Annotated in this window: 24 protein-coding genes and 1 pseudogene; 4 read left to right on the top strand and 21 right to left on the bottom strand. The window is 60.5% G+C overall.

Annotated features, from left to right (window positions below):
- Positions 1-10: 10 nt before the first annotated feature.
- A pseudogene (locus M0D64_RS44980) lies at positions 11-3397 on the top strand (AIDA repeat-containing protein); the annotation flags it as partial.
- A gap of 147 nt (positions 3398-3544) precedes the next feature.
- Positions 3545-6340: an autotransporter domain-containing protein gene (locus tag M0D64_RS41050; protein WP_266261835.1), complete on the top strand. Its 2796-nt coding sequence runs from the start codon at positions 3545-3547 to the stop codon at positions 6338-6340.
- Between the two features lie 126 nt (positions 6341-6466).
- Here M0D64_RS41050 and M0D64_RS41045 read toward each other — a convergent pair whose 3' ends face one another.
- The 14 genes from M0D64_RS41045 to M0D64_RS40980 form a co-directional block, all read right to left on the bottom strand.
- On the bottom strand, positions 6467-7726 hold the full coding sequence (locus M0D64_RS41045; protein WP_266242220.1) for a DUF3443 family protein: 1260 nt from the start codon (positions 7724-7726) through the stop codon (positions 6467-6469).
- A 12-nt stretch (positions 7727-7738) separates the two neighbouring features.
- Entirely contained in the window at positions 7739-8263 is a 525-nt protein-coding gene (locus tag M0D64_RS41040) for a DUF2844 domain-containing protein (protein ID WP_266242219.1), read from the bottom strand.
- 489 nt (positions 8264-8752) lie between these two features.
- The gene (locus M0D64_RS41035; protein WP_266242218.1) at positions 8753-9007 is read right to left on the bottom strand and encodes a hypothetical protein; all 255 of its coding nucleotides are present in this window, start codon (positions 9005-9007) and stop codon (positions 8753-8755) included.
- Positions 9008-9224: 217 nt separating this feature from the next.
- A complete protein-coding gene (locus tag M0D64_RS41030; protein WP_266242217.1) occupies positions 9225-9413 on the bottom strand; it encodes a hypothetical protein in 189 nt (62 codons plus the stop codon).
- 54 nt (positions 9414-9467) lie between these two features.
- Positions 9468-9890 (bottom strand): hypothetical protein, encoded by a 423-nt coding sequence (locus M0D64_RS41025; RefSeq protein ID WP_266242216.1) that lies wholly within the window; start codon positions 9888-9890, stop codon positions 9468-9470.
- Between the two features lie 717 nt (positions 9891-10607).
- Positions 10608-11225, bottom strand: coding sequence for a class I SAM-dependent methyltransferase (locus M0D64_RS41020; RefSeq protein ID WP_266242215.1), 618 nt, complete (start codon positions 11223-11225; stop codon positions 10608-10610).
- A gap of 165 nt (positions 11226-11390) precedes the next feature.
- The gene (locus M0D64_RS41015) at positions 11391-12050 is read right to left on the bottom strand and encodes a peroxiredoxin (RefSeq protein WP_266242214.1); all 660 of its coding nucleotides are present in this window, start codon (positions 12048-12050) and stop codon (positions 11391-11393) included.
- Positions 12051-12235: 185 nt separating this feature from the next.
- Complete coding sequence (locus tag M0D64_RS41010) at positions 12236-12436, bottom strand: heavy-metal-associated domain-containing protein (protein ID WP_266242213.1); 201 nt, start codon at positions 12434-12436, stop codon at positions 12236-12238.
- A 78-nt stretch (positions 12437-12514) separates the two neighbouring features.
- Positions 12515-12973, bottom strand: a complete 459-nt coding sequence (cueR, locus tag M0D64_RS41005; protein ID WP_266242228.1) for a Cu(I)-responsive transcriptional regulator — start codon at positions 12971-12973, stop codon at positions 12515-12517.
- A gap of 306 nt (positions 12974-13279) precedes the next feature.
- Positions 13280-13525 carry a DUF2933 domain-containing protein gene (locus tag M0D64_RS41000; protein WP_266242212.1) on the bottom strand — a complete coding sequence of 82 codons (246 nt, stop codon included), beginning with the start codon at positions 13523-13525 and terminating at the stop codon, positions 13280-13282.
- 56 nt (positions 13526-13581) lie between these two features.
- Positions 13582-13869 (bottom strand): hypothetical protein, encoded by a 288-nt coding sequence (locus tag M0D64_RS40995; RefSeq protein WP_266242211.1) that lies wholly within the window; start codon positions 13867-13869, stop codon positions 13582-13584.
- 615 nt (positions 13870-14484) lie between these two features.
- A complete protein-coding gene (gene cueR, locus M0D64_RS40990; protein ID WP_266242210.1) occupies positions 14485-14931 on the bottom strand; it encodes a Cu(I)-responsive transcriptional regulator in 447 nt (148 codons plus the stop codon).
- Between the two features lie 321 nt (positions 14932-15252).
- Positions 15253-15675, bottom strand: coding sequence for a hypothetical protein (locus M0D64_RS40985; protein WP_266242209.1), 423 nt, complete (start codon positions 15673-15675; stop codon positions 15253-15255).
- A 487-nt stretch (positions 15676-16162) separates the two neighbouring features.
- Complete coding sequence (locus M0D64_RS40980; protein WP_266242208.1) at positions 16163-16291, bottom strand: hypothetical protein; 129 nt, start codon at positions 16289-16291, stop codon at positions 16163-16165.
- Here M0D64_RS40980 and M0D64_RS40975 point away from each other — a divergent pair.
- Both M0D64_RS40975 and M0D64_RS40970 read left to right on the top strand, forming a co-directional pair.
- On the top strand, positions 16290-16688 hold the full coding sequence (locus M0D64_RS40975; RefSeq protein ID WP_266242207.1) for a DUF4148 domain-containing protein: 399 nt from the start codon (positions 16290-16292) through the stop codon (positions 16686-16688). The genes M0D64_RS40980 and M0D64_RS40975 overlap by 2 nt on opposite strands.
- A gap of 231 nt (positions 16689-16919) precedes the next feature.
- The gene (locus tag M0D64_RS40970; RefSeq protein ID WP_266242206.1) at positions 16920-17342 is read left to right on the top strand and encodes a DUF4148 domain-containing protein; all 423 of its coding nucleotides are present in this window, start codon (positions 16920-16922) and stop codon (positions 17340-17342) included.
- Positions 17343-18359: 1017 nt separating this feature from the next.
- Here M0D64_RS40970 and M0D64_RS40965 read toward each other — a convergent pair.
- From M0D64_RS40965 to M0D64_RS40935, 7 genes are all read right to left on the bottom strand, one after another.
- Positions 18360-19895, bottom strand: coding sequence for a sialidase family protein (locus M0D64_RS40965; protein WP_266242205.1), 1536 nt, complete (start codon positions 19893-19895; stop codon positions 18360-18362).
- Between the two features lie 262 nt (positions 19896-20157).
- On the bottom strand, positions 20158-22479 hold the full coding sequence (locus M0D64_RS40960) for a sialidase family protein (RefSeq protein WP_266242203.1): 2322 nt from the start codon (positions 22477-22479) through the stop codon (positions 20158-20160).
- A gap of 407 nt (positions 22480-22886) precedes the next feature.
- Positions 22887-23516: an SCO family protein gene (locus M0D64_RS40955; protein WP_266242199.1), complete on the bottom strand. Its 630-nt coding sequence runs from the start codon at positions 23514-23516 to the stop codon at positions 22887-22889.
- Positions 23517-23541: 25 nt separating this feature from the next.
- On the bottom strand, positions 23542-24066 hold the full coding sequence (locus M0D64_RS40950; protein WP_266261834.1) for a TlpA disulfide reductase family protein: 525 nt from the start codon (positions 24064-24066) through the stop codon (positions 23542-23544).
- Between the two features lie 98 nt (positions 24067-24164).
- On the bottom strand, positions 24165-24839 hold the full coding sequence (locus M0D64_RS40945; RefSeq protein WP_266242195.1) for a cytochrome c family protein: 675 nt from the start codon (positions 24837-24839) through the stop codon (positions 24165-24167).
- 251 nt (positions 24840-25090) lie between these two features.
- Entirely contained in the window at positions 25091-25615 is a 525-nt protein-coding gene (locus M0D64_RS40940; RefSeq protein WP_266242193.1) for a TlpA disulfide reductase family protein, read from the bottom strand.
- A gap of 219 nt (positions 25616-25834) precedes the next feature.
- The gene (locus M0D64_RS40935) at positions 25835-26146 is read right to left on the bottom strand and encodes a high-potential iron-sulfur protein (protein WP_266242191.1); all 312 of its coding nucleotides are present in this window, start codon (positions 26144-26146) and stop codon (positions 25835-25837) included.
- Positions 26147-26195 lie beyond the last annotated feature (49 nt).

Raw genomic sequence — 26195 nt, 5'->3', positions numbered from 1 at the left:
CACCCAGACGATTTCGAGCGGTGGCTCGTCAGTCGATACCACCGTCAGCAGCGGCAGCAACGAAACCGTCTCCTCCGGCGGCACTGCGACCAGTACGACAGTCGGCAACGGTGGCGCCCTGACAATTTCAAGCGGCGGATCGTCGGTCGATACGACTGTCAGCAGTGGCGGCAACGAAGTGGTTTCGTCCGGGGGCACCGCCACCAGCACTACGGTCGACAGCGACGGCACACAAACGATTTCGAATGGTGGCTCGTCGGTCGACACGACCGTCAGCAGCGGCGGCAACGAAGTGGTTTCGGCCGGGGGCACCGCGACCAGTACAACCGTAAGCGGGGGCGGCACGCTGACGATTTCGAGCGGCGGCTCGTCGGTTGATACAACGGTCAGTAGCGGAGGAAACGAAGTGGTCTCCTCCGGTGGCATTGCGACCAGTACGACAGTCGGCAGCGGCGGCACCCAGACGATTTCGAGCGGCGGCTCGTCGGTCGATACCACTGTCAGTAGCGGTGGCCGCGAAGTGATCTCCTCAGGCGGCACGGCTACCAGCACAACCATTGACAACGGTGGCAGCCAGACCGTTGCGAACGGTGGCTCAGCTGTCGATGCGACCATCAACAGCGGCGGGACCCAGACTGTCCAGAGCGGCGGCTCTGCTATCGGCAGCATCCTGAATAGCGGAGGTACCGAAACGGTTCTGTCAGGCGGCAGCGCCACAAGTACCACTGTCGGGAACGGCGCAATCGAGAACGTTTCGAGCGGCGGCGCTTCCACCGGCACGATCGTTGATAGTGGCGGCAGTGAAGTCGTATCGGCAGGTGGGATCGCCAGCGGCACAACCGTCGAGGGCGGTGGCACACAAACCATCGTCGCCGGCGGTTCGTCGATCGATACGACGGTCAGTGGCGGTGGCAACGAGGTCGTCTCGTCAGGCGGCACGGCGGTAAGCACGACGCTTGATGCCGGTGGCCAGCAGACGGTCGGCAGCGGTGGCGCAGCAACCGGTACCACCGTAAGCGGTGGTGCCCAACAAACGGTCCAGACTGGCGGCTCGTCCACTAATACCACCGTCAACAGCGGCGGAGCGCTCGATGTAGAGGGAGGTGGCACCGCCACAGGCGTGACGCAAAACAGCGGCGCGGCGATCGTGACCAACACCTCCGCCAATGTATCCGGAACCTACGTATCCAGCGGCACTTCCTCCACTTTTACAATCGCCGACAACAACGCAAGCGGTGTGGTGGTGGAAAACGGAGGGGCCCTGACCGTCCTCGCAGGTGGAACCTCAACCGACACAACCATTAATAGCGGTGGTTCCGAGACTATCTCATCCGCGGGCGTAGCAACGAGTTCCACGATCAACAACAGCGGCACCCAGCACGTACTGTCAGCAGGATCCGCTGTTGACGCAGCGATCAACGGCGGTGGCCAGCAAATCGTCGATAACGGTGGCGTCACCATCAACACGCACGTGAACAGCGGCGGTGATGAAATTGTATCCAGCGGCGGCTCGTCGGTTGACACGATTGTGAGCGGCGGCGGCAACGAAATCGTCTCCTCAGGCGGGACCGCCATCAGCACGACCGTCAGCAGTGGCGGCACGCAGACCATTTCGAACGGCGGTTCGTCCGTTGACACCACAGTCAGCAGCGGAGGTATTGATGTGGTCTCCTCCGGCGGCTCGTCGGTCGATACCACTGTCAGCAGCGGCGGCAACGAAACCGTCTCCTCCGGAGGCACGGCGATCGGCACCATTGTAGACGGCGGCGGCACACAGACGATTTCAAGCGGCGCTTCGTCGATCGATACCACCGTCAGTAGCGGTGGGAATGAAGTGGTCTCGTCCGGGGGCACGGCGACCAGCACGACGGTCAGCGCTGGCGGGTCGCAGACGATTTCGGGCGGAGGCTCGTCCATTGACGCCACCGTCAGCAGCGGAGGCGTTGAAGTGGTCTCCTCCGGCGGCTCGTCGATCGGTACCACTGTCAGCAGCGGAGGCAACGAAACAGTCTCCTCCGGAGGCACCGCGATCGGCACCATCGTAGACGGCGGCGGCACACAGACGATTTCAAGCGGCGGTTCGTCGATCGACACCACGGTTAGCAGCGGCGGAAATGAAGTGGTGTCGGCCGGAGGCGTGGCGACAAGCACGACGGTCGACAACGGTGGTACGCAGACGATTTCGAGCGGTGGCTCGTCAGTCGATACCACCGTCAGCAGCGGCGGCAATGAAATCGTCTCCTCCGGCGGTACCGCTACCAGCACCACGGTCGACGCCGGCGGCGCCCTGACGATCTCAGGCGGTGGCTCATCGGTCGATACCACGGTTAGCAGCGGCGGCAACGAAGTCGTCTCCTCCGGTGGCACGGCAACCAGCACCACGGTTGACAACGGCGGCACCCAGACGATTTCGAGTGGCGGCTCGTCGGTCGATACCACTGTCAGCAGCGGCGGCAGCGAAGTCGTCTCCTCAGGTGGTACGGCAACTAGCACCACGGTCGACAGCGGCGGCACCCAGACGATTTCGAGTGGTGGCTCGTCGGTCGATACCACCGTCAGCAGCGGTGGCAACGAAATTGTCTCGTCGGGCGGCACCGCGACCAGTACAACGGTTGACGGCGGAGGCACTCTGACTATTTCGAGCGGCGGCTCGTCGGTCGATACCACCGTCAGTAGCGGCGGCAATGAAATGGTGTCTTCGGGAGGCATTGCGACCAGCACAACGGTCAGTAGCGGCGGCACCCAGACGATCTCGAGCGGTGGCTCATCGGTCGATACTACCGTCAGCAGTGGCGGCAACGAGGTGGTCTCCTCCGGCGGTATCGCAACCAGCACAACGGTCGACAGCGGCGGCACACAAACGATTTCGAGCGGCGGCTCGTCCGTTGACACAACGGTCAGCAGTGGCGGCAACGAAGTGGTTTCGTCCGGGGGCACCGCGACCAGTACGACCGTCAGCGGGGGCGGCACGCTGACGATTTCGAGCGGTGGCTCGTCGGTCGATACGACTGTCAGCAGCGGTGGCAACGAAGTGGTCTCCTCCGGTGGCATTGCGACCAGTACAACGGTCAGCAGCGGCGGCACCCAGACAATTTCGAGCGGCGGCTCGTCGGTCGATACCACAGTCAGCAGCGGTGGCAACGAGGTGGTCTCCTCCGGTGGTACCGCAACCAGCACGACCGTCAGCAGCGGCGGCACTCAAACGGTTTCGAGTGGCGGTTCATCGGTCGATACCACCGTCGGCAGCGGCGGCAACCAGGTAGTCGCCTCCGGTGGCACGGCGACCAGCACCACGGTCGACAGCGGCGGCACACAGACGATATCGAGTGGCGGGTCTTCGGTCGACACGAACATCAGCAGCGGCGGCAACGAGGTGGTCTCCTCCGGCGGCACCGCGACAAGCACAACCGTCAGCAGCGGAGGGACGTTGACCGTATCGAGCGGAGGGAATGCAAGTGGCACCAACGTGAGCAGTGGCGGATCCATCAGTACGGGTAGCGGTGGCACCGTCAGCCAGATTGTTGTCAACAGCGGAGCAGTCGACGTGGTGTCTTCCGCAGCGTCCCAGAACGACGTTCTCGTCAAAAGTGCAGGCCTGCTGGATGTCCGCACGGGTGGCAGCGCCACGAACGTGGTGCAACAGGCAGGCGGTGAAATGAGCGCCACGACTCTCTCACTTGTCTCTGGCGTGTACGTGTCGGGCGCGACCTCGAGCCATTTCTCGATCGGGAACAACAGTGCTTCCGGTGTTGTCATCGAGAATAGCGGCTACCTGGGTGTACTGGCGGCCGGTATCGCGGTCAACACGCGCGTCAACAGCGGAGGCGAGCTCGTCATCGCCGATGGCGCAACTGCAACCGGCATCGTGCAAAACAATGGTGCCGATCTGCGCCTCACCACCCTCTCCGAGGTGGCGGGCACATACGTCTCGGCCGGCACCTCCCGCACGTTCTCGGTAAACAGGGGCACGGCGTCAGGTGTCGTCGTCGAAAACGGTGGCTATCTTGGCGTGCTTGCTGGCGGCTCATCGCTCAACACAACGATCAATAGCGGCGGTACGGAAGACGTGCGCTCAGCCGGAACGACGATAGGCGCAAACATCAACAGCGGCGGTCAGCAGCTGATTCACTACGGCGCATCGGCCGTCAATGCCACGGTCAACGCCGGCGGCGTCCAGACGGTTAGCAGCGGCGGCTACGTCATCGGTACGAATGTAATGTCCGGTGGACAACAGAATCTCCTGTCAGGCGCCGAGTCCGTCAGCACCACGCTCAATAGCGGGGCTTCGGAGAACGTCGCATCGGGGGCGATCTCGATCAATACAATCATCCGGGAAGGAAGCACTGAGAACGTCATTGTCCAGGGGTATGCCTCCTCCTCCACCGTGCTCGGCGGCGGTACGCTCGTCGTCTCCAGCGGGGGCGTACTAAGCAATGGCGCCGTCAGCTCAGGCGGGACGGAAATGGTCCTGGCCGGTGGTTCGTCGACACAAACCACGGTCAACGACGGCGGGCTGCAGTACGTCGATGGCGCACCGGAGGGCTATGCCTACGCTGCGACGATCAATAGCGGGGGCACGCAGGAGGTGGCGACTGGGGGCACCGCGATCGGGACGCTCGTCAACGCGAGCGCATTCCAGCTCGTCGACAAAAACGGTATCGCGGTTTCGACCACGGTCTACGGCACACAGATAGTGTCGTCCGGCGGGTATGCAAGCGCGACAAACGTTCTCGCCGGCGGCACCACGCACCTTCTGGCCGGTGGTTCATCCAGCGATATCACCGTCACGTCCGGTCAGGCCATCATTGACGGCGTTGCAGACCATCTGCAGGCCAACGCATCAAGGATAGGAGGGACAGGCTCTGTACTTGGAGCGCTTGAGTTGACACCAGGAAGCACGCTCATCGCCGATACTCCTGGCACAGGCCTGCACGTCAGCGGTAACGTCTCGTTCGACACGGGATCAACGTACAACGTGACTCTGGTTAAGGGCGGACAGGTCGGCGTCCTCACTGTGACCGGTAACCTCACGATCGCCAGCGGCACGAAAATGGTTGTCACCGCTCAGGACGGCGCCTATTCGCCGGGCATCATCTATACGCTCGTGCATTATTCCGGCACTGAAACCGGCAGTTTCGTCCAGCCGACCAGCAACCTCGCCTACCTGACGCCGGTGCTCACTTACCAGCCGGGCTTTGTCAATATGCAACTGAGCGCGAACTCAACGTTCTCGCAAACGGGATTCGTCTTGCCGGGAGCCACTGTCAACGAAAGTAATGTCGCCAGCGCGCTCAACCGGATCTACGCTGGCAACGGGAATGTTGGAAACGCCATTACCAAGCAGTTGCTCGTCGCGTCTAACCCGGAGGCATCGAACGCCCTGGATCAGTTGTCAGGCGATGAGTCGGCCGTATCGCGCCAGATTGCTGAAGACCGGGTCGCGCAGGCGCAGGGCGTAATTGCCGACCGTATGGCTGCAGCAGGCTCCGACAAGCCGAACGGGTTGTGGGTGTCAGCTGCAGCTGAGCATGACAGCACAGTCGCGAATGGCTCCCTTGGGTCCACTGCGTGGCAGGACAGATCGGCGAGCCTGTCTATTGGCTACGACCATCAGATCAAGCCAACGACACGGGTCGGCGCCGCCTTGATTGCCAACAATGACGTGGTCGATTTCACGGACAGGAACGCTAATTCCTACATTAATGGTGCGCAGGTTGCGGTCTACGGGGCTTACACGCCGGAACACACCGCGGTCTATCTGTTTGGTATGGCCGGAGTTGGATACTGGAACAACGGCACGTCCCGTACTGTCACTGTCGGGCCGCTTTCAGGAACAGCGAAAGCTTCGTTCGATACCCTCAGTGAGGCAGTCTACGGTGAAACCGGGCTTAACCTGCAAGCTACTCTCGGCACCGTTCAGCCCTACCTCGGCGTACGAGCCGCGCATTACGCACAGAACGGCTACCGTGAAACCGGCAGTGACATGTTCGACCTGAACGTCCAGAATGCCAGCGATAACATGGTATCCAGCGTACTGGGCGTCCGGTTTACGGGCAACTCTGGCAGTCTGTTGAACCGCCCTATCCAGATGCAGACCAGCTTCGCTTGGGAGCATCGCCTGACCGGTACAGGACGCTCGGTGGTGGCCGCACTCTCGAGCAACCCCGACCAATCCTGGAAGGCATTTGCAACACCCGCGGATCGTGATGTTGTGCGAGCCTCCCTCGGTGCATCGTGGCAGGTCTCCCCTCGCACGACGGTCTATGGCAACGTCAACGGTGAAATCGGGTCCCACACCGAAGACTACGGTGTGCGCGTCGGCGTCCAGTGGAAGTGGTGACGAATCACTCGATGCGTTGACAAGCCGGGAAACCACGCAAGATGCATCGCTTGGTTCCCGGCTTGTTTTTTCAGGTCGCGCTACCGCAGCGCCCTCTCTGATTGACCTACGCCACAGGCCCTAAAGCTAGGACTGGATCGCCCAATACGGCATCGTTCCCAAATCCAGTATGTCGTTGCTCTGGATTCCGAAATAAATCGTCTTTCCGTAGAAAAATGGCATACCCAGGTCGAGATACGCCTGACCGAACAGGTTCGTATCGACGCCGATGTTGTTATAAGCCACGAAACTGTTGTTCACCATCGTGCTCATGGCGTTGGCGATCGAAAACGTCACGCCAGTTATCATGCTGCCGTTTGACCCGCCAAGGGCAGCCGTCAACGTTAACGCGGAAGTCGGACAATAGTAGGCTTGCGATGAGAACGTCGTTGGGCACTGTGTGATGGTCGCGTCAGGGAAGAAATACGCACCGGAACCGCTATCGATGATCCCGTTCATGGTTTGGCCGCCGTACGAAGCGCTCAAAGCGCTATCGGAATGAGTCAGCTGCGTGAGGGACGACGCCATCGTGTTGTCGGGTTGCGTGTCGATACCAAAGGTCATGGTCCCCGTTACCAGAGCACTCCCGGTTGCCGGAATACCAGGAAAGGTCAACACCACTCCATTATTGTCGCTTGCGAACCGCGTGGCCGGATTCGGCACCTGGTCTGATATCGGCATCGTCACCGCATGGCAGATTTGCCCCACGCAGTCGTAATAGATGGTCTGCGCGACTGATAAGCAGAGGCTGTTGCAGTCCCGCCGCAATGAACTGACGCCCAGAATCCCTTTTGCGCCAAGGGACTGTGCGCCGTTTGCTGCCATGTCCGCACCAAAGCCTGCACAATCGGCCGGCACGGTCGCGAATGAGTCATCGATGATCTGGATCGGGAGCGAAGACGCAGTTTCACCGGCTATTTTCAGATCGACCGATGAAATCGGACCCCACGAGTGACCAGAACCGAACTCCGAACATTCAGCAAGCGGCAGTCCCGTATTCGGGTTTGTTGAATTCGCAAGCCCCAAAGACGAAGGAAGAGCTGAGCGCAGCAGGCGTAGACCGGTCGAACCGGTGTCTACAAGCACATGATCGATCGTGGTGCAGTTGCTAGTGCCTGGAGCGCAAACCGTCAACGTGACGTACGGCGTGTTGAGCTGCGCATACGTCGAGTCAACTGTAACCGCCACCGTGTTCTGAGCCAGTGCGGTCGTAGTCGTCGCAGGTTGCTGAACCGTTGAGTTGCCGCTTGAGCTGCCAGTCTGTGTCGATGGTGCCGTGCCGCCACCACCGCCACCACATCCCGCAATGGCGAGTGCCAGCAGCCATGCTAAAAGCATCTTCTTCATGGTAGTCCTCGCTTATCGGATATCGGACAGGGAAACGCCAGACGGCACGGCGGCCGGAAGATAGGCATAGCCTTGAAAGTCGCCGGCGTGTCCGTACGACTGCACAACCAGATCGGATGAAGACAATCCGCGCTGCGACGGCCCTGCTGAATGAAGACCCGGGTCGGAGAGTTTGGCTTTTGAGAAACGGCTAAAGTAGCTTCCCAGCAATACGTCGAGGTTTGGCAAACGCGGGCCCGTCCAGGCGACCGCAAATACCAAATTGTTCGCCTTGGCGACGAATTCGCGGACAACAGTTCCCGATTCCAGGGTGACGGTGTTCACGCTGTATGCAGATGTTGCCCCGCTGTTTGCCGACGAGGCGCCCGATGCGCTGTAGCTTCGGGCGCTGATCGCTGCTCTGGGTGATGCCAGAACTGCCGACTGCACGTGAGCACTTCCGCCGCTGAGAGGAAAGCTGCCCAGAGCCGCATGTGCGAAGGTCGCGGCAAAAAGGCTCACCGGCATGACCGCCACAATGACAGCCCGATCGAGCATCCGCCGTATCGTTGCTCCTGACACTGCATATGATTGAATCACTTCTTATTTCCCCGTTTTTATTGGATTCTATTTGTTCAAAACGAATAGATAGAATCCTTTGGCCATTGATTATTCTACTGGTGGAACAAATGCATTGAAATATATCGGTCTGAAAGTTCCGCCTTTCCGTGGTCAATCTCGGATCGTTGGATCCATGGCCAAGACTTTCTCCCACGTCCTGGAAATCGGGTCTCGCTCGAACGCGCGCCTAACCCCATCGGCAAATACGATCTTCATCAAATCAAGGGGCGATCCGGTTACCAGGGGTTTTGCTTGAAACACTCTCAGCTGGTTCGCTTGTCCACAGGTCACTCAGCTTGAGATCTGTGTGTTCACCAGAGTGATGAGCTCTTCGCGAAACGCCTTTGTCCTTTCGACGTTAGCCATGCTGTTCCTCGCTATGCATCTGTTATCGGCACATGCACGCCGACCATGAGGAATTTTCAGTTATTTATGTTTCCCGGTCAACATATATTCGGCCAGAATCGCATCGAGCGCAGCGCCTAAGTTACGCAGCCCGTGTTGTTTACGATATGCCTCCAAAAACGCCTTGGAACGGGCCTCTACCGCTGCGTCGAGGCGGACCTTGCCGACGTTGGCCACACGCTCGCGGTGAGCCACCTTGCCCGCTCTAAGCTGTTCCTGTCGTCGCTCTGGTGTCAGGGACGCTGGGCGTCCACGACCACGCTTTTCTTCACTCATTTAAACGACCTCAAGCACTTCGCGAACCGCCGTTTCCAACTGGGTAAGTTCGACATACAACGACTCACATAACGGACTGTCAAACGCGGGTGACAGGAAACAGCACGAAAACCGAATCATGTTGTTAGCCGTACGAACCGCACCGGGACGTGTCGTGCTGAGCAGGCTAATCGCCTCTTTAGTCAATGTGGTTTGTGCGGTCACTATGGTTTCCCGGCTATTCGCCCACTTGCTGAATGGCGAGGCATGCCGCGATCTGATATTCGACCGGTTCAAGTATCCAGAGGTTGTCGTTACCCGGATACGCACCCAGCATTGAAAGAGCACGGTTCATCTTGGCCCCAATGGTTTGCCCCCACGAAAGCTCCTTGACAATCTCGGCAAACGTCCACTTCACTTTCGTCATTCTGAGCAGTCCTTTCTGGATTGAACCCGTGGGAGACCATTCAGCCGGTCCAACCTAACCAGCAACAGGCCGAGCCTTCAACAATGAACAGGCGACGCCCAGGACAGCTTGCTCGTCAGGTTCTCTCGAAAAAGCGACGGCAACTTTTGGGGTTTCGGACCGCGATCCGACTTGCGCACCCGCTTTGTCGTACAGGCGTGACGCCTGAATCCACGTTGAATCGCCACCACACGCACCGACGCGCTGATATTCGATCACAGCAACTTTGCCTTCCGGTGCTGTCACTGTGCGGCGCTCCCAGTAACTCACGCGTCCATCGTTTCGAAGCGCAATGGAGTTCGCATCCACGTAGAGCCCATTCACTTGGTTAGGGCTCCACTGAACAGCCCTCCAATCCGATCCAGAGTCCGGGGGAAGCTCCGCTTTGGCAGCAATTGCGACCGTCATCAGTCCAGCAGCCAGAGTTAGTTTTTTCATAGTGTTTTGTTCCAGTTTAAAGAGTGGCGACGCGCAGCTCGCGGCCTATGGGCATTCCACGTGGCGGCTTTTCCGCTGCCTACTGATACTCAGGAATTGTCGCAAACTCAGCGGAGGTCGTCTGTTAATCCACACCGCGCGCATTTCTCGCGAGCGTAATCTAGATCGCCGACGATTTTTCTGTCGGTCTCTTCCCATTGCGGCCCGACGAGACAGCATTTGACCTTTCCAACAATGTCTGATGCCTTGCAGTTGTCCGGGGCCTTGCATAGCTTCATCGCTTTCGCTCCTTTTCCTATGGTTTGCCAACTCGCTTCGCCGCTGGCAAATCGCCACAACGCAGCCAGCTCGATTCGTCTTCTACCCACGACCGTCGGTCATGTGCCGTGTAGTCGAAGTTGCGCAGCCTAAACCACACCCACCACGCGACAAAGCGGGATTCAGTTTCGCGGACTGCGTCGCCCTGCGCATCTGTGAACGAACAATAGAGTTAGACACAACGCAATCAATAAAATCAGTCACCTAGCGACTCACGTGATCGCGCTCCTTCGAAATAGAGTTTGACACGATATCAACTCAAAGCGATCCGAGAAGATATCTTGCGACAAAACAGTTTGACACAACCTCGTGGACAAAATCGAGACGTCATTGCTCATGCCCGCAAGCGTCATGCTCGCGCGTCTCTTTTCTCGCCGAACGCCCGCTGCGGGGAACAGGCTATCGGTTGGGTCGAGCGCGTCCCTCGTACAGAAAGCTCATCGACTTCGGGCCGGGCGCGTAACCCGTGTCGAGGTGGTCAATGACGAAGCCGCCGCTCTCAATCATGAGCGCAATAGGCCGATTCAGATGGCAACCGCCGCTGATGCACTTCCAGGCGGGCGTCAAGCGGTTCTGCCATTTACACACGCGTTCGTCCGGCGCGAGACCGTGCTCGACGAAGAGCAGGTGCCCGTCTGGTTTCAGCACGCGGCGCATTTCTTCCAGCGCACGAAGCGCCTCCGGGATCGTGCAAAGGGTCCAGGTGGTGACGACCGTATCAACGCTTCTGTCTTCCAGCGGGATGGCTTCTGCCGAAGCGTCCAGAAAAGTCACCGGTCGCCTCGCCTGCTTCGCGTTGCGCCGCGCCATAGCCATGAGCCTAGGATCGGGCTCGAGTGCGAGAACCTCTCTCACGCCCGCTTCGTACAGCGGCAAGTTCAGGCCTGACCCCGCACCGATCTCGAGCACCGTGCCTTGGGCCCTACCGATGACCCGCTCCCGGTAGGGCCCAAGGAACGTATTGCGCATCGCGAGATCGCAAAGATGCGGTAGAACGACATTGCGGTAGAAGCCCATGTCCTGTCTCCCCTCTCCCATACAGCGACGCGTGTCCGAGGTGCGCTCGTCCCGCAATCGTCGAACCGCCTTTGGTACTACTTGGGGCGCGTGCACGCGTTGGGCACCGCCGGTCCCAAAGGGCATCGATATCCCCGGCGCCCGCGCCTCACCGTGCGTCTGATTTCACCTACTTCGGCTGCGCGCTACAACCCGTAAATACGGCTTGAGCGTCTTGAAGCCCTGCGGATACTTCTTCCTGGCGTCTTCATCGGAAACGGACGTCGGGATGATGACGTCGTCGCCCGGCTTCCAGTTTACCGGAGTAGCAACAGAGTGTTTCGCGTTCAGTTGCAGAGCATCGAGCAGGCGCAGCACCTCATCAAAATTGCGGCCGGCGCTCATCGGATAGACGAACATGGCCTTGACCTTCTTGTCGGGCCCGACGATGAACACTGCACGTACCGTGGCATTGTCTGCTGCGCTTCGCTGTCCGCCGCTCGCGTTCGGGTGAATCATGTCGTAGAGCTTCGCGACCGTGAGGTCCGCGTCGCCGATCATCGGATAGTTAACCGCGTGCCCCTGGGTTTCTTCGATGTCACCGACCCATTTTTGATGGTCGCTGACGGGATCGACGCTGAGTCCGATAATCCTGGTGTTGCGCTTGTCGAATTCCGGCTTCAGACCGGCCATGTATCCCAGCTCGGTGGTGCAAACGGGGGTGAAATCTTTTGGATGCGAGAACAGAATAGCCCACTTGTCTCCGATCCACTCGTGAAACCGGATCGTTCCTTCAGTTGTCTCGGCCGTGAAATCGGGCGCTTCCTCGCCAATGCGGATCGACATGTCAAACCTCCACTACGTGTATGAATCGGAGTAACCATGCCGCGAAACAGCGGGCACTCCGGGTTGAGAATCACGAATATTCGGCAATAGCATTCGTTGCGACAGTTCCAACGAAATGACCATCCCGTGACCGCGGCGTCATGAGAATTTCGCCGGGAACCGCCGACTACGGCGATACCCGGCTATTACCCGGCTCGGATCACGGCTGTATAGCCAGCATCCGAAATGGCTCTGACCATCTCACCGGACGACACGTCGGAAATGATGGTCACGCATTTCGCACCAACATCCACGGTGACCGAAGCCGCGGGGTCTGCTTCCCTCACGGCCTCCGTGATTGCGCGCGCGCAATGCTCACAGGTCATATCATCGACTGAGAACTGCATGATCTTGCTCTCCAGTTTTACGCCAGCATGTGGGTCTTGTCACGTATTGACGCGACCAGCGGTCGGGAGGAAGGATGCTCAGCCCATTGGACGGCGATCGTGTATGAAAGTATCCGTTTCCGAATCAACGGGGCGGACGTTGTCCGCCTCGATCCGTTGTATGCCTTGCAGAATCGCGCAGCTTGACCGGCTGTCGCCCGCACATTGCTGCGCGAGTTGATCGAGCGAATCGCGCATGGACGTCAATTCGGCTATCTGGGCGTTGAGTTCCGCGATGTGTTTCAAGGCAACGGCCTTGACGTCGGAGCTGGCCCGGTCCTCGTCGCGCGACAGGGCCAGCAACTGCCGGACGTGTTCGATGGGAAAGGCGAGCGAGCGCGCTTGCCGGATGAAACGCAGGACGTGAACGTCGCTATCCTTGTAGATCCGATAGCCTTTATCGGTGCGCCCGTGCGGCTGAATCAGGTCAATACTTTCGTAGTACCGGATCATCTTGACCGACATGCCAGTGGCCTTGGCGGCGTCTCCAATGTTCATGGTTGTTCCCCTCCAATGGTTATCCATAGATTTAAACGCGTTCGTGGCGTTCACTCGGCGAGCGCCACCACTTGAGAAGAAGTGCATTGCCCACGACGCTGACGCTGCCAGGCCTCTCGCTGCCAGAGCGTGCCTGTCTTGCATGTGCCGGTTGTACATCTGCCGCATCGTCATGAGAAAGTTCAGGCGGCGACGTGCGCGTACTCCCAATGCGGTCATGAGAGCATGCCGCATGGGCGTTCTTGCCGGGGTGAACGCACGCGATGGCGCATTCGCCCAGCACGGCACGGCAGCCGTCGCGTATCGCTACTTGGTGATACGCGATTGGGGCTGCCGATCCTGCGCCGTGTCGCTCGAAGGCGATCGATGATCGTCCTTGTTGGAGTGCATGCCCTTCATCATGAAAAGCATGGAGAGCGGGCACAGAAGGAACAGCAGGTAGGGACCGAGGCCCAGCACCAACGTCCGGAATTGCGGCAATGCCGCGTAGGCGAGCGCCAGGACAGCCAGCATGGCGACGCCCGTGATAACCATTGTTTTCGTGCATTTCATGGTATTGCTCCTAAATCAAAGCCCGGCGATTGCCCGAATCAACAGGCACTACCGAGTCATTTCGCGGGTGGGGTCTGGATCTTGTCGGCGTACTTGAGCATGATGTCGCCCATCGCCTTCATCATTTCCCCGTGCATCTGCATGGCGAGTCTTTCGTTCCCAGGAGGGAGCTGCCCCATCATCGGGCAGCTGCGCATCATCTCACCGCTCATCATTCCCCCGCCCATCATGGCGCCGCCATGATCGTGCATGCCCGATGGCGGTGTTCCTGCCGCCGAGCTGAAACCACTCGTCCCCAACAGCGCAAGGGCGAGCAACACAGCAGCCACGTATTTGGTATGCATATCAATCTCCTTGGTTATTCCAGAAATCGAGAACTGAAGTTCGTGTGTCCACCCCCCGTGGCATCGGACGAATATCTCTGGCTGAATCCGGCAAGCCGAGATGTCACCGTGCCGGCTCGAGGACGTACGCGCGCGTTGACGCCTGCGTACCGTCTTGACGCCCAATGCCAGCGAAGGGAGCTACAGAACCTGAGGGGGGCGCTGCGGAAGGTCGGGGATGAATTGCGGAAGAAGTGCGGCGTCGAATGACGCGTAGACGGGCATAGCGGTGGCGGCGACCACCGCCACCAGGGGTGCCGGGATCGCTGCAAGATTGCAGCCAGCGCTGCCGATACTGCCGTGGCAATCGGACTGGTGCATGGTTGATACGGGAGTGGCCGCGTGGGTCGCGCCAGCCGGGGCTGCCGTATGCTGCACTGCCGGTTGGTGCATCGTCGTAGGCGATGCGCTCATAGCGCCTGACATATCCGGACAAATTGATACCGACGCGGCAAAGCCCGCCAGGGGCAGCCAGGCGATCAGCAGATACAGTATCAATTTAACGGCGTGTTTCACGTGTCGGTTCAGACTCAGAATAATGACTTCAATCAGGCGATGCTTGTACCCGGACTCGCATCATGATGCGAGCGCCGCACCGCGGTCGGCGGTTTTATGATCCAGTATCTGCCGGATATCGGGGCGGCTGATCCCTTCCAGAATCGGACAGTGAGGCCGTCTGTCGCCCGAGCAATGCCGCGCGAGATAGGAGAGCGTGTCGCGCATTATGACGAGCTCGGCAATGCGGGCGTCCAGTTCGCCGATGTGCCGTGTCGTGATCGCCTTGACTTCCGCGCTCGCGCGATCCCGATCCTGCCATAACGAAAGCAGTTGCCTGATCTGCTCGATGGGGAATCCCAGCGTGCGTGCTTGCCGGATGAAACGCAGCACGTGAACGTCGCTGTCACCGTACGTCCGGTAACCACTGTCGGATCGCGCAGCGACCTGTACCAGGTCGATACTTTCGTAGTATCGGATCATCTTTGCCGAAACACCCGATGCGCTGGCCGCCTGTCCGATATTCATTCCACACCTCACCTATTCCATTGCCGCGGCTTGCTAACAACATCGCCGGAGCGGCATTTAAACGCTATGCGCCCCACGCTCCGACAGAGCGACCCGAGGGAAAGCCCGCGACGCCGTTTGCGTCCTGCGCCGTTCCAACCTGATTTCACTCTAGACCTTCCAGTTACGGGAATGTCAAGGTTTTTTGAGGGAATTGCCCCATCAAAAAAGACCTTGACCTGCCCCCTTGACACTCCAGCGGTGGGAGTGTCTAGACTCCGCTCCATCGTTCGATTACGCGGTGTGCAGGCACGGCAAGACAGTGGACGCCTGTGAATGTCATCAGTCGGCGTTGCCCTCTTCGAGGGCGATCCGGATGGCCAGAATCACGGCAATCATGCCGCCCCAAGAGATGAAAATAATGCAGAGTGCGATAACAATGAAGGCGACGACTGTGCAATCCGGGGACCGGATGGCCGGACCTGCTGCAAGCGAATTCGCATGTCCCACGCGATGGTTTGCCGGCGTGCCGGGTGCGTTGACCCTCCCCCAACGCGAGGCCTGACCCGACTCATGCGCCGCCGCACCAAGCGTACGTTTACTGTCATAACGCTGCTCATCGCGCTGTTCTTCAGCCAGATGTGGGTCGCGGCGTATGCCTGCGCAACAACACCGCATTCCACGTCGACACACCAGACGGTAACGGCCGTCGCCTCTGATGGACACGGTGATCTCCGCGATCATCACACTGCCGCGGTTTGCCATGCTCACTGCGACAATTCGGCCCAGCCTGATCATGCCGGACAACCGGCGCCGTCACCGCTCGCCTGGCTGCCGCTCATCTGGGGCGGCTCCGCGATACCCGAACTGGCCGTCCAGCAGCACCTGCCCGCGCAGTTCGAGCCGATCATGATATCGGCGCCTCCCCCTCCTCGAATCCTGTTCCAGGTTTTTCGCACGTAGCCCCTGACGGCTGAACGTTGGTCGTGCCTTGCGCAAGCTGGCACGCGATCCCGCTCACCCGTTCGGAGGCCTCCATGCCCTTCCCACCTCGTGGTCATTCGCCGTGCGCGACAGCATGTATTGCTGGCACGGCTGCCGTCCTGCGTGGACGTGCTCACATCCGACACGTTGCCGCCATCTGGCGAACCAGACATCGCTCTGGCGATCGCGTCGGTGCGAAATCGCGCCCTTCGCACGATCCGGGTCGACGCTCCGGGCTCTCCTGAAACCGGGTGATCGCAGTGTTTGTTTAGCCCTGGCGGAAAGGCCTGCAGGCCCGGCTGTGCGCGCCCGTTTCCAGGCATTTCTCGCCGTTGATTTCCGTCACTGCGCATCCGCGCATGACGCTGTTTTCCTTACTTCTGATGGAATCGATCATGAAAGTTACTATCCTGCTGAACCGCACGGTCCTCGCGACATTGCTCCTTTCTGCCTCCGTTACGGCCTTTGCCGGTGGTGGCGGTGGCCCCCGTGGCTCCGGCCCCACCCCCTATTCGTCACCTGCTTCGCGCGTCGAGCACGTTTCGGCGAACACCGAGCGGGCCGTCCCGCTCGCGGCGGATACCGCACCCGTCGCCGATGACCAAGTCACCCACGGCAAGACCCGGGCGCAGGTCCGCGCGGAGTTACTGCAGGCCGAAGAAGCTGGCCTTGTGCCCGTTCGCAGGAACGACTACCCGCCCAGCGCCGAGACGGTCGCTCGCAACCGCGTGCGATTCCAGCAGATCGAGCAGGCGTGGAAGGCGGGCGGACAGCTCACCGCTTCGGACCAGTAACGGGCGCACTGTCATGACCCCGGAGCTGAGCCGATGAACGCGGCCGTTCGCACGGTCGGAGAGTCGGCGGCGCTCCGGGTCGACGCATGTCGACGACCCGTAAGTCGCGCGGTCGCCACAACTTGTCCGGGCGCGAAGGTCCGCGCCGGCACGTGCCTTCACGAGAGGACCGCGCATCGCCGTCGCGGCGTATTAACGCGCGACGTCTTTCAGACATTCAAGGAACCAACCATGAAACTCACTACCTTGCTCAATCGTTCAGTCTTCGCGACGCTACTGCTGTCAGCGTCCGTATCCGCCATTGCCACTCCTCCCCGTCTCCCACAACCGGACTGGCATCCGTATGTCAACGCGGCGTCCACGTCTGCTCCGTTACTGGCAGAGGTTGAGGTCACCCGCGCATCTGAGCCGACGGTAGCTGCCAACCCCGCGCAAGACACCGGGACGGTCGTCAGCGCAGGGGCAGCCGCTCATGGCAAAACGCGGGAACAGGTCCGCACGGAATTGCTGCAAGCGGAAGAAGCGGGCTCAATACCGATTGGGAACGTTCGCTACCCGGCCAGCCCGGACTTGATGGCGCGCAACCGGATGCAATTCCAGCAGGCGGAAAAATGGTGGCGAGCGAGGGGACAGCTGAACGCTTCAGGACAATAAAGGCGCGTCCGGCTCGCGAGAGATTAGTAGCCGCCAGAACGTCTCTTCGCGAGGTCGATCATGTGGCAAACGTAACGATCAGCACATTGTTCCAGCTGCGTTCTACCGTGAAAGCTGGTGCTTCGTCGCGGGTGCAAATCGACATGTTTACTCTTCACCGTATGCGTGAGTCGGAGCATTCCGGCGACGAGTGGCGTTGCACACTCCGGATTGAGAAACACGAATGATCGTGACGTTCCCCTCAGGAGCGAGATGCCGATTCGCGAACGAGATGCGGTCATCGCACCCAGCCGCGCTTTGGCCGCACTAGGTGCGGTTCGATGGCTACCGCGGACGACTTGTTACACGCGTACCAGAAGCCGATCGCGTCCAACTGAATGCGACCCACTCCGAGTAAAGTCGACGATTGCTGAACGCTGCATTACCGAACATCTCAATGTCATGGTTCATCGCGGCAAAGGCGTCTGACTCAAGGTATAGTCCCGCGCACGCACCGGATCGGAAACGCCAGTCCAGCCAGGCGTTGCCAGATTCTCCGAATCGTGTCACGTGACCCCGGCGTCGGTGGAGTAGACCGTCGCTGAGGTGAACTCATAGGCGGCGATGTCTTTGCACTTTCTAGACGCTGCAACCAACTGCAGCGGATTGTTGGGGTTGATGGTGATACTGCTTTCACTTCTTGCGTCGCTCCGACTGGCGCCGAGAGTCACCTGAATGTTGGCCGTTGCTCCCTATCCTTTTCGTGCGCGCTTGTTCACGGATCCGCACGGCTGGCTCGCGCCTGCACAAACGGGCCGACTCGATCGCGCCTGTCAGATCTGAAGCGCACCGCCACCAACGCAACGCGATCCACCGCCGTCGATACGGTGGATCGTGCACGCCGCTCACGCTGACGCACAGCTGCGCACGTCTATCCGAGGTAGTCTTGCATCGCGCGAAAATGCGGACGCCGATATGCAGCCGCCGTGACGACAGACGTCAGCACGTTGGCGAATCTTCACACTTCGCGCTGGTCGCCTATCCTTTGCCTTCAAGACGCTTGACTTCCTGTTGAGCTACATGCGCCACCATGGCCATGGCTGCTCTCTGAATGCCGATACCCCCGGGACTGGCGACAAGCGTGGCGATCCGCTGGATCGCGACACCCAGCAGAATATCCAGTTCGGGTCCCCAGGGCGGAATATGTACGATATGCCCGCCCACGATCTCGTCGCCACCGCCGTCCTGAATGATGCCGTCCAGAATCTGGGCGACCTGCCCATACAGGCCGGGTGGAATCCTGACCTGTACACGGGCCGGCACGATGTCGGTCCAGAGTTCCTGGATACCAGTCCGGGTGTCCGTCCAGAGCGGATAGAATCCCCGCGTGCTGGCGTCCAGCCCGAAGTAGTCACCGATGAAGGTGACGTTGGAATCTCCATGGGACCACGGTGCGTCGATGGCCGGATCCCATGGCTGGTCCGTCACGGTGGCACGATCGAACGAGATCCCGCCATCAACCGACTGGGCAATCATCACATCGATGAGTGGCGTCGATGGCTTGGGTCCGAACTCGTAGAAGGCGCACCCGATCACGCCGTTGGGATCAGTGACGATCTGCGGGTGGAAGTGCTGCAAACCCGAGGGTAGCGGTCCTGCCAGCAACGGCTTTCCCGAGAGACCGGTGGGCCAGCTAGCGCCACCGTCAGGCGACACTGCGCAGTAGATACGGGACACGCCTTCGCGGAAGTCGGCCCATGCCACGGCGACCGTGCTCCCGAAGACGCTGACCGATGGGATCGTCAGCACGCGAAAGTTTCCGCCCGGAAACACCGGCCACCCATGAGGCGCCGGCAATCCGGCATTGAGCGTCGTCACGCCCGTGGCCGGCGATACCGCCGGCGCAAAACTGTCGCCCCCGTCCGTCGACACGATCATCTTGATCTCGCTTCCCGCGATCCAGGCGATATAGATGTCACCGTTGGCCGCGACTCTTATGTCCGGTGAAAACGAATCATTGACGAGCACCGTGCCGGCGGGCGTCACGCCAGGTCCCGCACCGATCCAGGTCGCGCCATGGTCTGTGGTGCGTGCGAACCGCATGTCGGATCCGTCGTCCCAGACTGCATAGACACGGCCGCGAAACGGACTCGACGGATTCGTGTCTCCTGCCGCCCACTGCTTGTCATCGCCAGCGCTGTTGTGGATCGGCAGCGGAGCGCTCCAGGTCTGTCCACCATCCGACGACTGGTAGATCACGATACCGACAGTGTCGAAGGTCGGCGGATTGTTGCCCGACAGACCCACCAGATAAACGTTTCCCACATCGTCCCAAGCAAGCGCAGGGTCGGTGAGAAGCGTAAAGCCGGGTAGCGCTAGGGCGGCAGAATCATGCCATGAGAGGCCGCCATCCGTGGAGTATTCGGTGGCCAGAATGAAGTCGTAGTTGTGAATGTCCCGGAACTTCTTGGATCCCGCCACGATCTGTTTCGGGTTATTGGGATTGACGACGATATTGCTTTCGCTTCTCGCGTTGTTCACGCTCGAATCGTGCGTGACCTGGATATTCGACATGATCCCCCCTTATCGGTTCTTCGAAAGGTCGAGTGATTGTCCGCCGCGAAACCTCCATTCATGGTTCTGGTCACGAAGACGTGACCAGAACCATGAAAAGGTCCCGGACGGTAACGGCTGGCCAGTGGAGCCCGACAGCCCGGCTCGATCAACCCAGCTGGGAAAAGGTGCTTCACAAAATCATGTGTAGTCAACGATGCGGGCAGGCCGATTTTGTAACGTGCACGCAGTAAGAGCGGGAGGCCGATGGTACGTGGCGTCATCACCCCTTTTTGCGCGCCGAAGAAGCACGTTGTTTCGGTTCGTGGCTCGCGTGCTCGGCATGGCCGCGAACGAGTTCCAGGGTAGCGCTGCCGGTGGTGACATGGCCGTCATTGCGCTGGAAGATGGTCAGCTTTGTCGGCGCGTCGAGATCGAATGCCGTGGGAAGCTTGACCGATAGCTTCAGGCGAACCGTCTGCCCTGGTTCAACCGCAAAGCCGACTCCGGCCACTCGATGGGTCAGGTTCCAATGCTTGCCAGTAAGCTTGGCGCCGTGCATGTGATTCCCGTCAGGTACAGGCGGCTTCTCCCCCTTCCTGGGCGGAAGCACTTCAAGAATCATCGGAACGTCCTCGAGCCGGTGGCCCTTTTGGACGAAGACCTCGATGAGCTTTGTATGGCTGTACGGGCTGCCGATGATGAAGGGCAACTCGATCAGGCTCTCGGCATCAGCGAAGACATGTGCATAGGACAGGTTGCGCTGACAGACGTTGTTGTCGCCCCAGAAGTAGCTGCCGTAGTCGCACGTGCCGGGCGAGACCAGCAGGGGCGCACCATCAAGCCCGCCTGCGGAGTCGTTGTTGTCCCCGCGCGCCTCGGCCAGGAGGCATGGGTGCCAGGTGCCCTCCTGAGGAATCTGGGCGGCTGGCCAGCGAATGGGTCCGAAGATACGGGTGGCGCCCACTGCCAGATTCATCGGCGCACTCTCACCGAGGTACAGGTGCCTCTGCTGGACCGCTGCTGTCTGCCAGTCGCCCGGATACCAGTCCTGCGGATAGCGAAACTCCAGACCGGGCAGCGCATCGAGTGCGGGATAGTTGCCCACGGTGACCGCGAGCGTGACGTTCTCCGCGGGATTGGGCCCGAGGTTGCTGATCTTGCCGTAGATGAAATGATCCGTCACACCGTCGCGCAGCAGATCCTGATCGACCCAGACAGCATTGCCGTCCTGCTGCCGGCGCACGATCAGATCCGGAGCCTCCCAGTGATTGCCGGGTGACGGGACAGTTCCAGTGTCGCTCGAGGAGTCCCTGATGTAGACGTTCGCGGGACGGACCGCGACACGCGCAGTGAACATTTCCTGGGTACCGGTGCGAGTGTCCATCCAGAACGGGAAGAACCCGAGCAGGCTCGCGGCCAGACCGAAGTAATCGCCAATGAAGGTGACGTTGGGATCTCCGTGCGCCCAGACGGCATCCACTGTGGGGTCCCACGGCATCTCGGTCACCGTGGCCCGATCGACGAAGGTTGCCGCGTTGTCGGCCGACGCTGTCAGGACAACGTCGATCAGCGGTGTCGTGCCGCCGCCCTTCGGCCCGAAGAGATAGAAATCGCAGCCGACGTCCCCCTGTGGCGTGCAGGCAAGCTGCGGCTGGAACTCGTGCTGATCAGGGGCAGAGACAGCGCCGCCGCTCATCAGCGGCATGCCGGAGCCACTGCCCGCCTGCCAGACGGCTCCGCCATTGTTGGAGCGCGCATAGTAGATGCGGGCGACTCCCTGTCGATAGTCGGCCCAGGCAACAACCAGGTCGGTCGCATTGACGCCGACACAGGCCGTCGCTACCGTGGGCGTCCGGAAAGTGCCACCAGGTAGCTGGCCGGGCAAGCCCGTGATTCCGCTCGCAACCGTGGCCGGGTTCGAGAACGAATCCCCGCCATCGGTGGATTTGACGAACTGAATGTCGGCGCCGGCGATGAAGAAGATGTAGACGTTACTGTCCGCGGCCACGACGACCTGGGGTCCGAACGATGCCGGAGCAAGCGACGTTCCGACCGGGTTCGCTCCGGTCCCACGCCAGCTGGTTCCGTAGTCGATCGTGCGCCCGAAGAGCAGTCCACCCGGACCGTCCCAGGCAGCGTAAACACGGCCATGATAGGGGCTGCCGGGATTGGTATCGCCTGCGGCCGACTGCTTGTCATCGCCAGGCGCCGAGTGAATGAGGTTCGGAGCGGACCAGGTCAAACCACCGTCCGTAGACTTGTACACGGCGATGGCCATCGGCTCGGGTCCCTGAAACGGAAGAGCGACGAGATACGCGCCTCCGACATCATCGAAGACGACCGTCGGATCCGAAACGCCGTCCCAGCCCGCGAGGAGCCCGAGGGGCGCAGCCTCCTGCCACGATCGACCCGCGTCGAATGTCGAATACGCGGCGAGCGAGAACGCATAGGTGTGCGGGTCGGTGAACCGTTTGGACGACGCGACCATGTTGTACGGATTGGTCGGATTGACTTCTATCGTCGATTCACTTCGGTCATTGCTGGGGCTGGCATCGCAGGTGACGCGGATGTTGTATCGTGGTCCAAGAATGAGCGGGAGCATCGTTCCTCCTAGGTAACGCCATTGGCAGTAGCCTCTCTATTTTCTAATCCACCTCGGGAAACAGTTTTGCATCCGTGGTCGACACTCAGAGAGGGATTGGACTACGAATCCCCGTTGTTGTTAGCTCTAAGACGAACTGACCCGGCTAGATTCGCAGTCGACCACCGCAAATTTTTCGATGACCCGGGCGACCCTGATAGGGGAGCGGTGGTCGGTAGGCATCACGCACGGTGCGGGCGTACTCGCGTACCATGTATATCGTTTCGCGCCGGGCCAGCATGCGGCAATCAACTGAGGGTCGACAACGGCAGTTCGACCGTGGGTTTTCGAGACATGGCTGTCAGCGCTGACCCAGGGGCTTCGCGGCCAGCGGCTGCAGACATGTGCATGACTTGCATCACCGCTGTTCACTCCTTCAGCAGACGCCCAACATCGGCTGCCATCGCATCGATGCTCGTCCCGGGGCTCATCAACAGACGCAAGTGGCCTGTCGGATCGAAGACATAGATCGCGCTCCCGTGATCGACGCTGTAGTTGCCATGCGCGTCGGCCTTCTGCGCGCGGTAGTAGAATTTGAACTCGCTGGCCACGGCCGCGGTGCTGTTCTCGTCGCCGTAGAGGCCGAGAAAGCTCGGGTCGAACGCGGAAACGTATTGCGCAAGCACCTGCGGGGTGTCGCGCCTGGGATCGACGGTGACGAAGAGGCCCTGCACCCGGTGGCCGTTTTCCCCCAGCTTGCCGCGAACCCCGGCTATCTCGGCCATAGTGGTCGGACACTGGTCGGGGCAATGGGTGTAGCCGAAGAAGAGCATCACCACTTTCCCCCTGAAGTCGGCGAGGCTCCGCGGTTTGCCAGTGTGATCGATCAAATGAAAATCGCGCCCCCAGCGAACGCCGGTGATGTCGGAGGACACGAATCGTGGCGGTGTCGATGGAGAGCCGGCGTGGTCGTCGCAGGCGACCAGTGCCAACGCCAGTAAGACGGAAAGGACGCCCCGGGCGATATACATACTTCGATCTGTCGGCAACTTACTCATGGTCTTTCGTCTCCTCTCCTACGGTCTACGCCGGCAAGTAGCGTCGTATCAGCTGTAGCATTCGCGGGTCGTCCCACGTTGCGGGCCCAAGCTTGCGGCCCGCCTCGCGGCCGTTACGGTCGACCAGCAGGGTGATCGGAATGCCGGTCGTGATCACGGCCGCTGCGTCGTGGAAGGTGTCAAGATACGGGTGCAGGTGCTTAACGCCAGTCTCGCGAAAGAATGCTTGAACCACCGGCAAGCCGCCCGCGTCGACGGACACCGCTACGACTTCGAAGTGCGGTCCTCCCAGCGCTGCCTGCAGGCGGTCCAGCGTTGGCATCTCCTCACGGCACGGACCGCACCAGGTAGCCCACACGTTGAGCAGCACGACCCGGTTGCGAAATGCGGCGAGGCTCGTCGCTGCGCCGTTCCCATCCGTGAATCGCAGCGACGGCAATTCGCGCGCACGCGCATGGACCACGACGCCACCTACGATGTCACCAGACAAGAGGCGCCAGTACGCTGTCGCGCCGGCGGCCAGGCCCGCGGCTCCGAGCCCTGCTATCAAGGCTCTTCTCGTTGTGCGCCGGTTGCGCCCGGCTCCAGGTTTCGCGGTGGCGTCGCCTGGAGGCATTGGCGCATCGGAGTGGCCGGGGGGCTCGTTGTTCATGCGCACTGCCTCCGAATGAAGCCGGAGATTTCCTCGGGGCGCGAGAAGACCACTGCGGCACGGTCGCCACGCATGCCGGTGCCGAGGAGCACGGGCTTGCCAGCGGGGGGCCCCTCAGCGCTGCCATCCGTTTTGAATCGCAGGTTGAACTCCCAGAAGGCGTGGGTTTTCCCGTCGGCCGTAGTGAGGCGGTAGGTATCGCCGCAGTAGCGGATCGCAGTGACCTGCGAAGCCGCGTCGGCCTCCTTCAAGTTCGGCAGGCCCCGATCGGGTGCGGACACGCGACCGCTGGACACCGCCTTGACGTAAGCGAGCAGATCGGCCCGAGTGCGTGAATCGGCAATGCCGGGAAAGTCCATCGCATTGCCCGGGACCACCGCCGCAGGTTTCGTGAGCCACTCATCCAGGTGCCGTTCGTCCCACACCAGACCCGATCGTTTCAGCGCATCCGAGTAGCGCGCGAAACCGGCGGCGGTGCCCGCTTTGCGACCCCAAACACCGGCCAGACTCGGCCCCGTCATGTGCCGCCCCGGCGCAAACGAATGACATTCCATGCAGGCGCGGGCGGCTTGCGCACCGCGCACGAGGTCGCCTTCGCCGTGAGCTGGCGCACCGAAGGCAAGCGTGGCCAGTGCGGCCAGGATCGCGCGTCGGCAAGGTTGCCGCTTCATTCGACAGATCCAGTTTGTGCACGAGATCAAGCGTTGACCGTGATGTGGGCGTAGCCGCGCAATGGCGTGCCGAGTCGCTGCCGCTGCGTCTGCCAGAACCGCTGGCGCAAGGGCAAACAGCGCAGCGGTGATCGTAGCGTGTGGCCGTATCATGTTCTCGCTCCTTCCGTCGGCTCTCATACACAGATCCGTCCAACCTTGAGCCCAGGTCCCAGCAGGCGGCCCGACCTCACGTCTTGAGCGCGCTCTCCTTACTTCGACTCCGAGAGCGCTTCGCCAATCATCCGGTTCAGTTCGGGAAAATCGGCCTCTCCAAGAATGCGCTTGAGGACTCTGCCTTTCCCGTCGACCAGGTACGTTGTCGGAGTGAGTTGCACGTTATGAAACTGCTGTGCAAGGCTGCCGTCCGCGTCCATCACTATCCTGAACGGCAGATGATGGGTCTCTGCGTAGTTCCTGACATACAACGGCTGGTCATAGCTCATCGCCACTGCGACGAAGTCAAAGTGTTCGCCCCTGAACCGGTTGTAGGTCTGAATCATCTGCGGCATTTCCTTGATACAGGTTGCGCAACTCGTGGCCCAGAAATGAACCAGATACACCTTGCCGCGCAGGTCAGTGGTACTCAGCTTTTGCCCCGATATCAACGTGAACGTAGCGTCGGGAACGGTTTCTGTCCTGCCCAGAGTCATGTACGCCGCCGCGGCAAGGACGGCGATCGCGAGAACCGTGAGAATCCTGCTAACTGAAAACCTGAACCTGCGAAGGCCTGCCATGATAAAACTCCCAACCAACAACCTACCGGTCAGCGTTTCGGGCTCCAGATCCCGGCAACCCGCGCAGACCATCTCGGCGCAATGCAGTCTGTCACCGGACAACCGATGTTGCTGTTTACACGGCCAGCGTTGCAGCGACCACGACTTGAGATCAAGCCCGCACCTGGACCGCCAATCGGGACTGCCGGCGCCCAGACCGCATTGCTGATCGTAATCGCATCACGCCTTCTTCACGTACGCGCTGCACCACCCTTTCGCGTTCACCACCTTGCCGGCAAAAATCGTACAGGGCGCCGTTGCATCACCGGCCTTGCCCTGGAAGAACTGGCAGTTCGCACACGCCTGCCCTGCCTGAAACTTCGGGTACTTCGCACGGTCGACCTTCCCGACATCGGTTCTGTACCCGAGCGCCTGTGCGTTCGCATCGGACTCGAGGACTGGCGCGGCGTCGGCCCATGCCTCGTGCGGCAGTACGAGCGACGACGCAACGCCCACAACACTGATCATGAAACTACGGCGGGATGATTTCATGGTTTCACTCCAGATGACCTTTCACTGTTTTCGCTTCGCGACCGGATAG

This window comes from Paraburkholderia sp. WS6 (genome assembly GCF_030464835.1).
In the GTDB taxonomy this organism is placed as follows: domain Bacteria; phylum Pseudomonadota; class Gammaproteobacteria; order Burkholderiales; family Burkholderiaceae; genus Paraburkholderia; species Paraburkholderia madseniana.
Note: the sequence above shows the minus strand (reverse complement) of the source record. Positions and strands in the feature narration are given on the sequence as shown.

Coding starts and splice junctions, on each gene's coding strand:
- M0D64_RS41045 (WP_266242220.1), bottom strand. CDS start 7,726: ATGAAGAAGATGCTTTTAGCATGGCTGCTGGCACTCGCCATTGCGGGA.
- M0D64_RS41040 (WP_266242219.1), bottom strand. CDS start 8,263: ATGCTCGATCGGGCTGTCATTGTGGCGGTCATGCCGGTGAGCCTTTTT.
- M0D64_RS41035 (WP_266242218.1), bottom strand. CDS start 9,007: ATGAGTGAAGAAAAGCGTGGTCGTGGACGCCCAGCGTCCCTGACACCA.
- M0D64_RS41030 (WP_266242217.1), bottom strand. CDS start 9,413: ATGACGAAAGTGAAGTGGACGTTTGCCGAGATTGTCAAGGAGCTTTCG.
- M0D64_RS41025 (WP_266242216.1), bottom strand. CDS start 9,890: ATGAAAAAACTAACTCTGGCTGCTGGACTGATGACGGTCGCAATTGCT.
- M0D64_RS41020 (WP_266242215.1), bottom strand. CDS start 11,225: ATGGGCTTCTACCGCAATGTCGTTCTACCGCATCTTTGCGATCTCGCG.
- M0D64_RS41015 (WP_266242214.1), bottom strand. CDS start 12,050: ATGTCGATCCGCATTGGCGAGGAAGCGCCCGATTTCACGGCCGAGACA.
- M0D64_RS41010 (WP_266242213.1), bottom strand. CDS start 12,436: ATGCAGTTCTCAGTCGATGATATGACCTGTGAGCATTGCGCGCGCGCA.
- cueR (WP_266242228.1), bottom strand. CDS start 12,973: ATGAACATTGGAGACGCCGCCAAGGCCACTGGCATGTCGGTCAAGATG.
- M0D64_RS41000 (WP_266242212.1), bottom strand. CDS start 13,525: ATGAAATGCACGAAAACAATGGTTATCACGGGCGTCGCCATGCTGGCT.
- M0D64_RS40995 (WP_266242211.1), bottom strand. CDS start 13,869: ATGCATACCAAATACGTGGCTGCTGTGTTGCTCGCCCTTGCGCTGTTG.
- cueR (WP_266242210.1), bottom strand. CDS start 14,931: ATGAATATCGGACAGGCGGCCAGCGCATCGGGTGTTTCGGCAAAGATG.
- M0D64_RS40985 (WP_266242209.1), bottom strand. CDS start 15,675: ATGGCAAACCGCGGCAGTGTGATGATCGCGGAGATCACCGTGTCCATC.
- M0D64_RS40975 (WP_266242207.1), top strand. CDS start 16,290: ATGAAAGTTACTATCCTGCTGAACCGCACGGTCCTCGCGACATTGCTC.
- M0D64_RS40980 (WP_266242208.1), bottom strand. CDS start 16,291: ATGATCGATTCCATCAGAAGTAAGGAAAACAGCGTCATGCGCGGATGC.
- M0D64_RS40970 (WP_266242206.1), top strand. CDS start 16,920: ATGAAACTCACTACCTTGCTCAATCGTTCAGTCTTCGCGACGCTACTG.
- M0D64_RS40965 (WP_266242205.1), bottom strand. CDS start 19,895: ATGTCGAATATCCAGGTCACGCACGATTCGAGCGTGAACAACGCGAGA.
- M0D64_RS40960 (WP_266242203.1), bottom strand. CDS start 22,479: ATGCTCCCGCTCATTCTTGGACCACGATACAACATCCGCGTCACCTGC.
- M0D64_RS40955 (WP_266242199.1), bottom strand. CDS start 23,516: ATGAGTAAGTTGCCGACAGATCGAAGTATGTATATCGCCCGGGGCGTC.
- M0D64_RS40945 (WP_266242195.1), bottom strand. CDS start 24,839: ATGAAGCGGCAACCTTGCCGACGCGCGATCCTGGCCGCACTGGCCACG.
- M0D64_RS40940 (WP_266242193.1), bottom strand. CDS start 25,615: ATGGCAGGCCTTCGCAGGTTCAGGTTTTCAGTTAGCAGGATTCTCACG.
- M0D64_RS40935 (WP_266242191.1), bottom strand. CDS start 26,146: ATGAAATCATCCCGCCGTAGTTTCATGATCAGTGTTGTGGGCGTTGCG.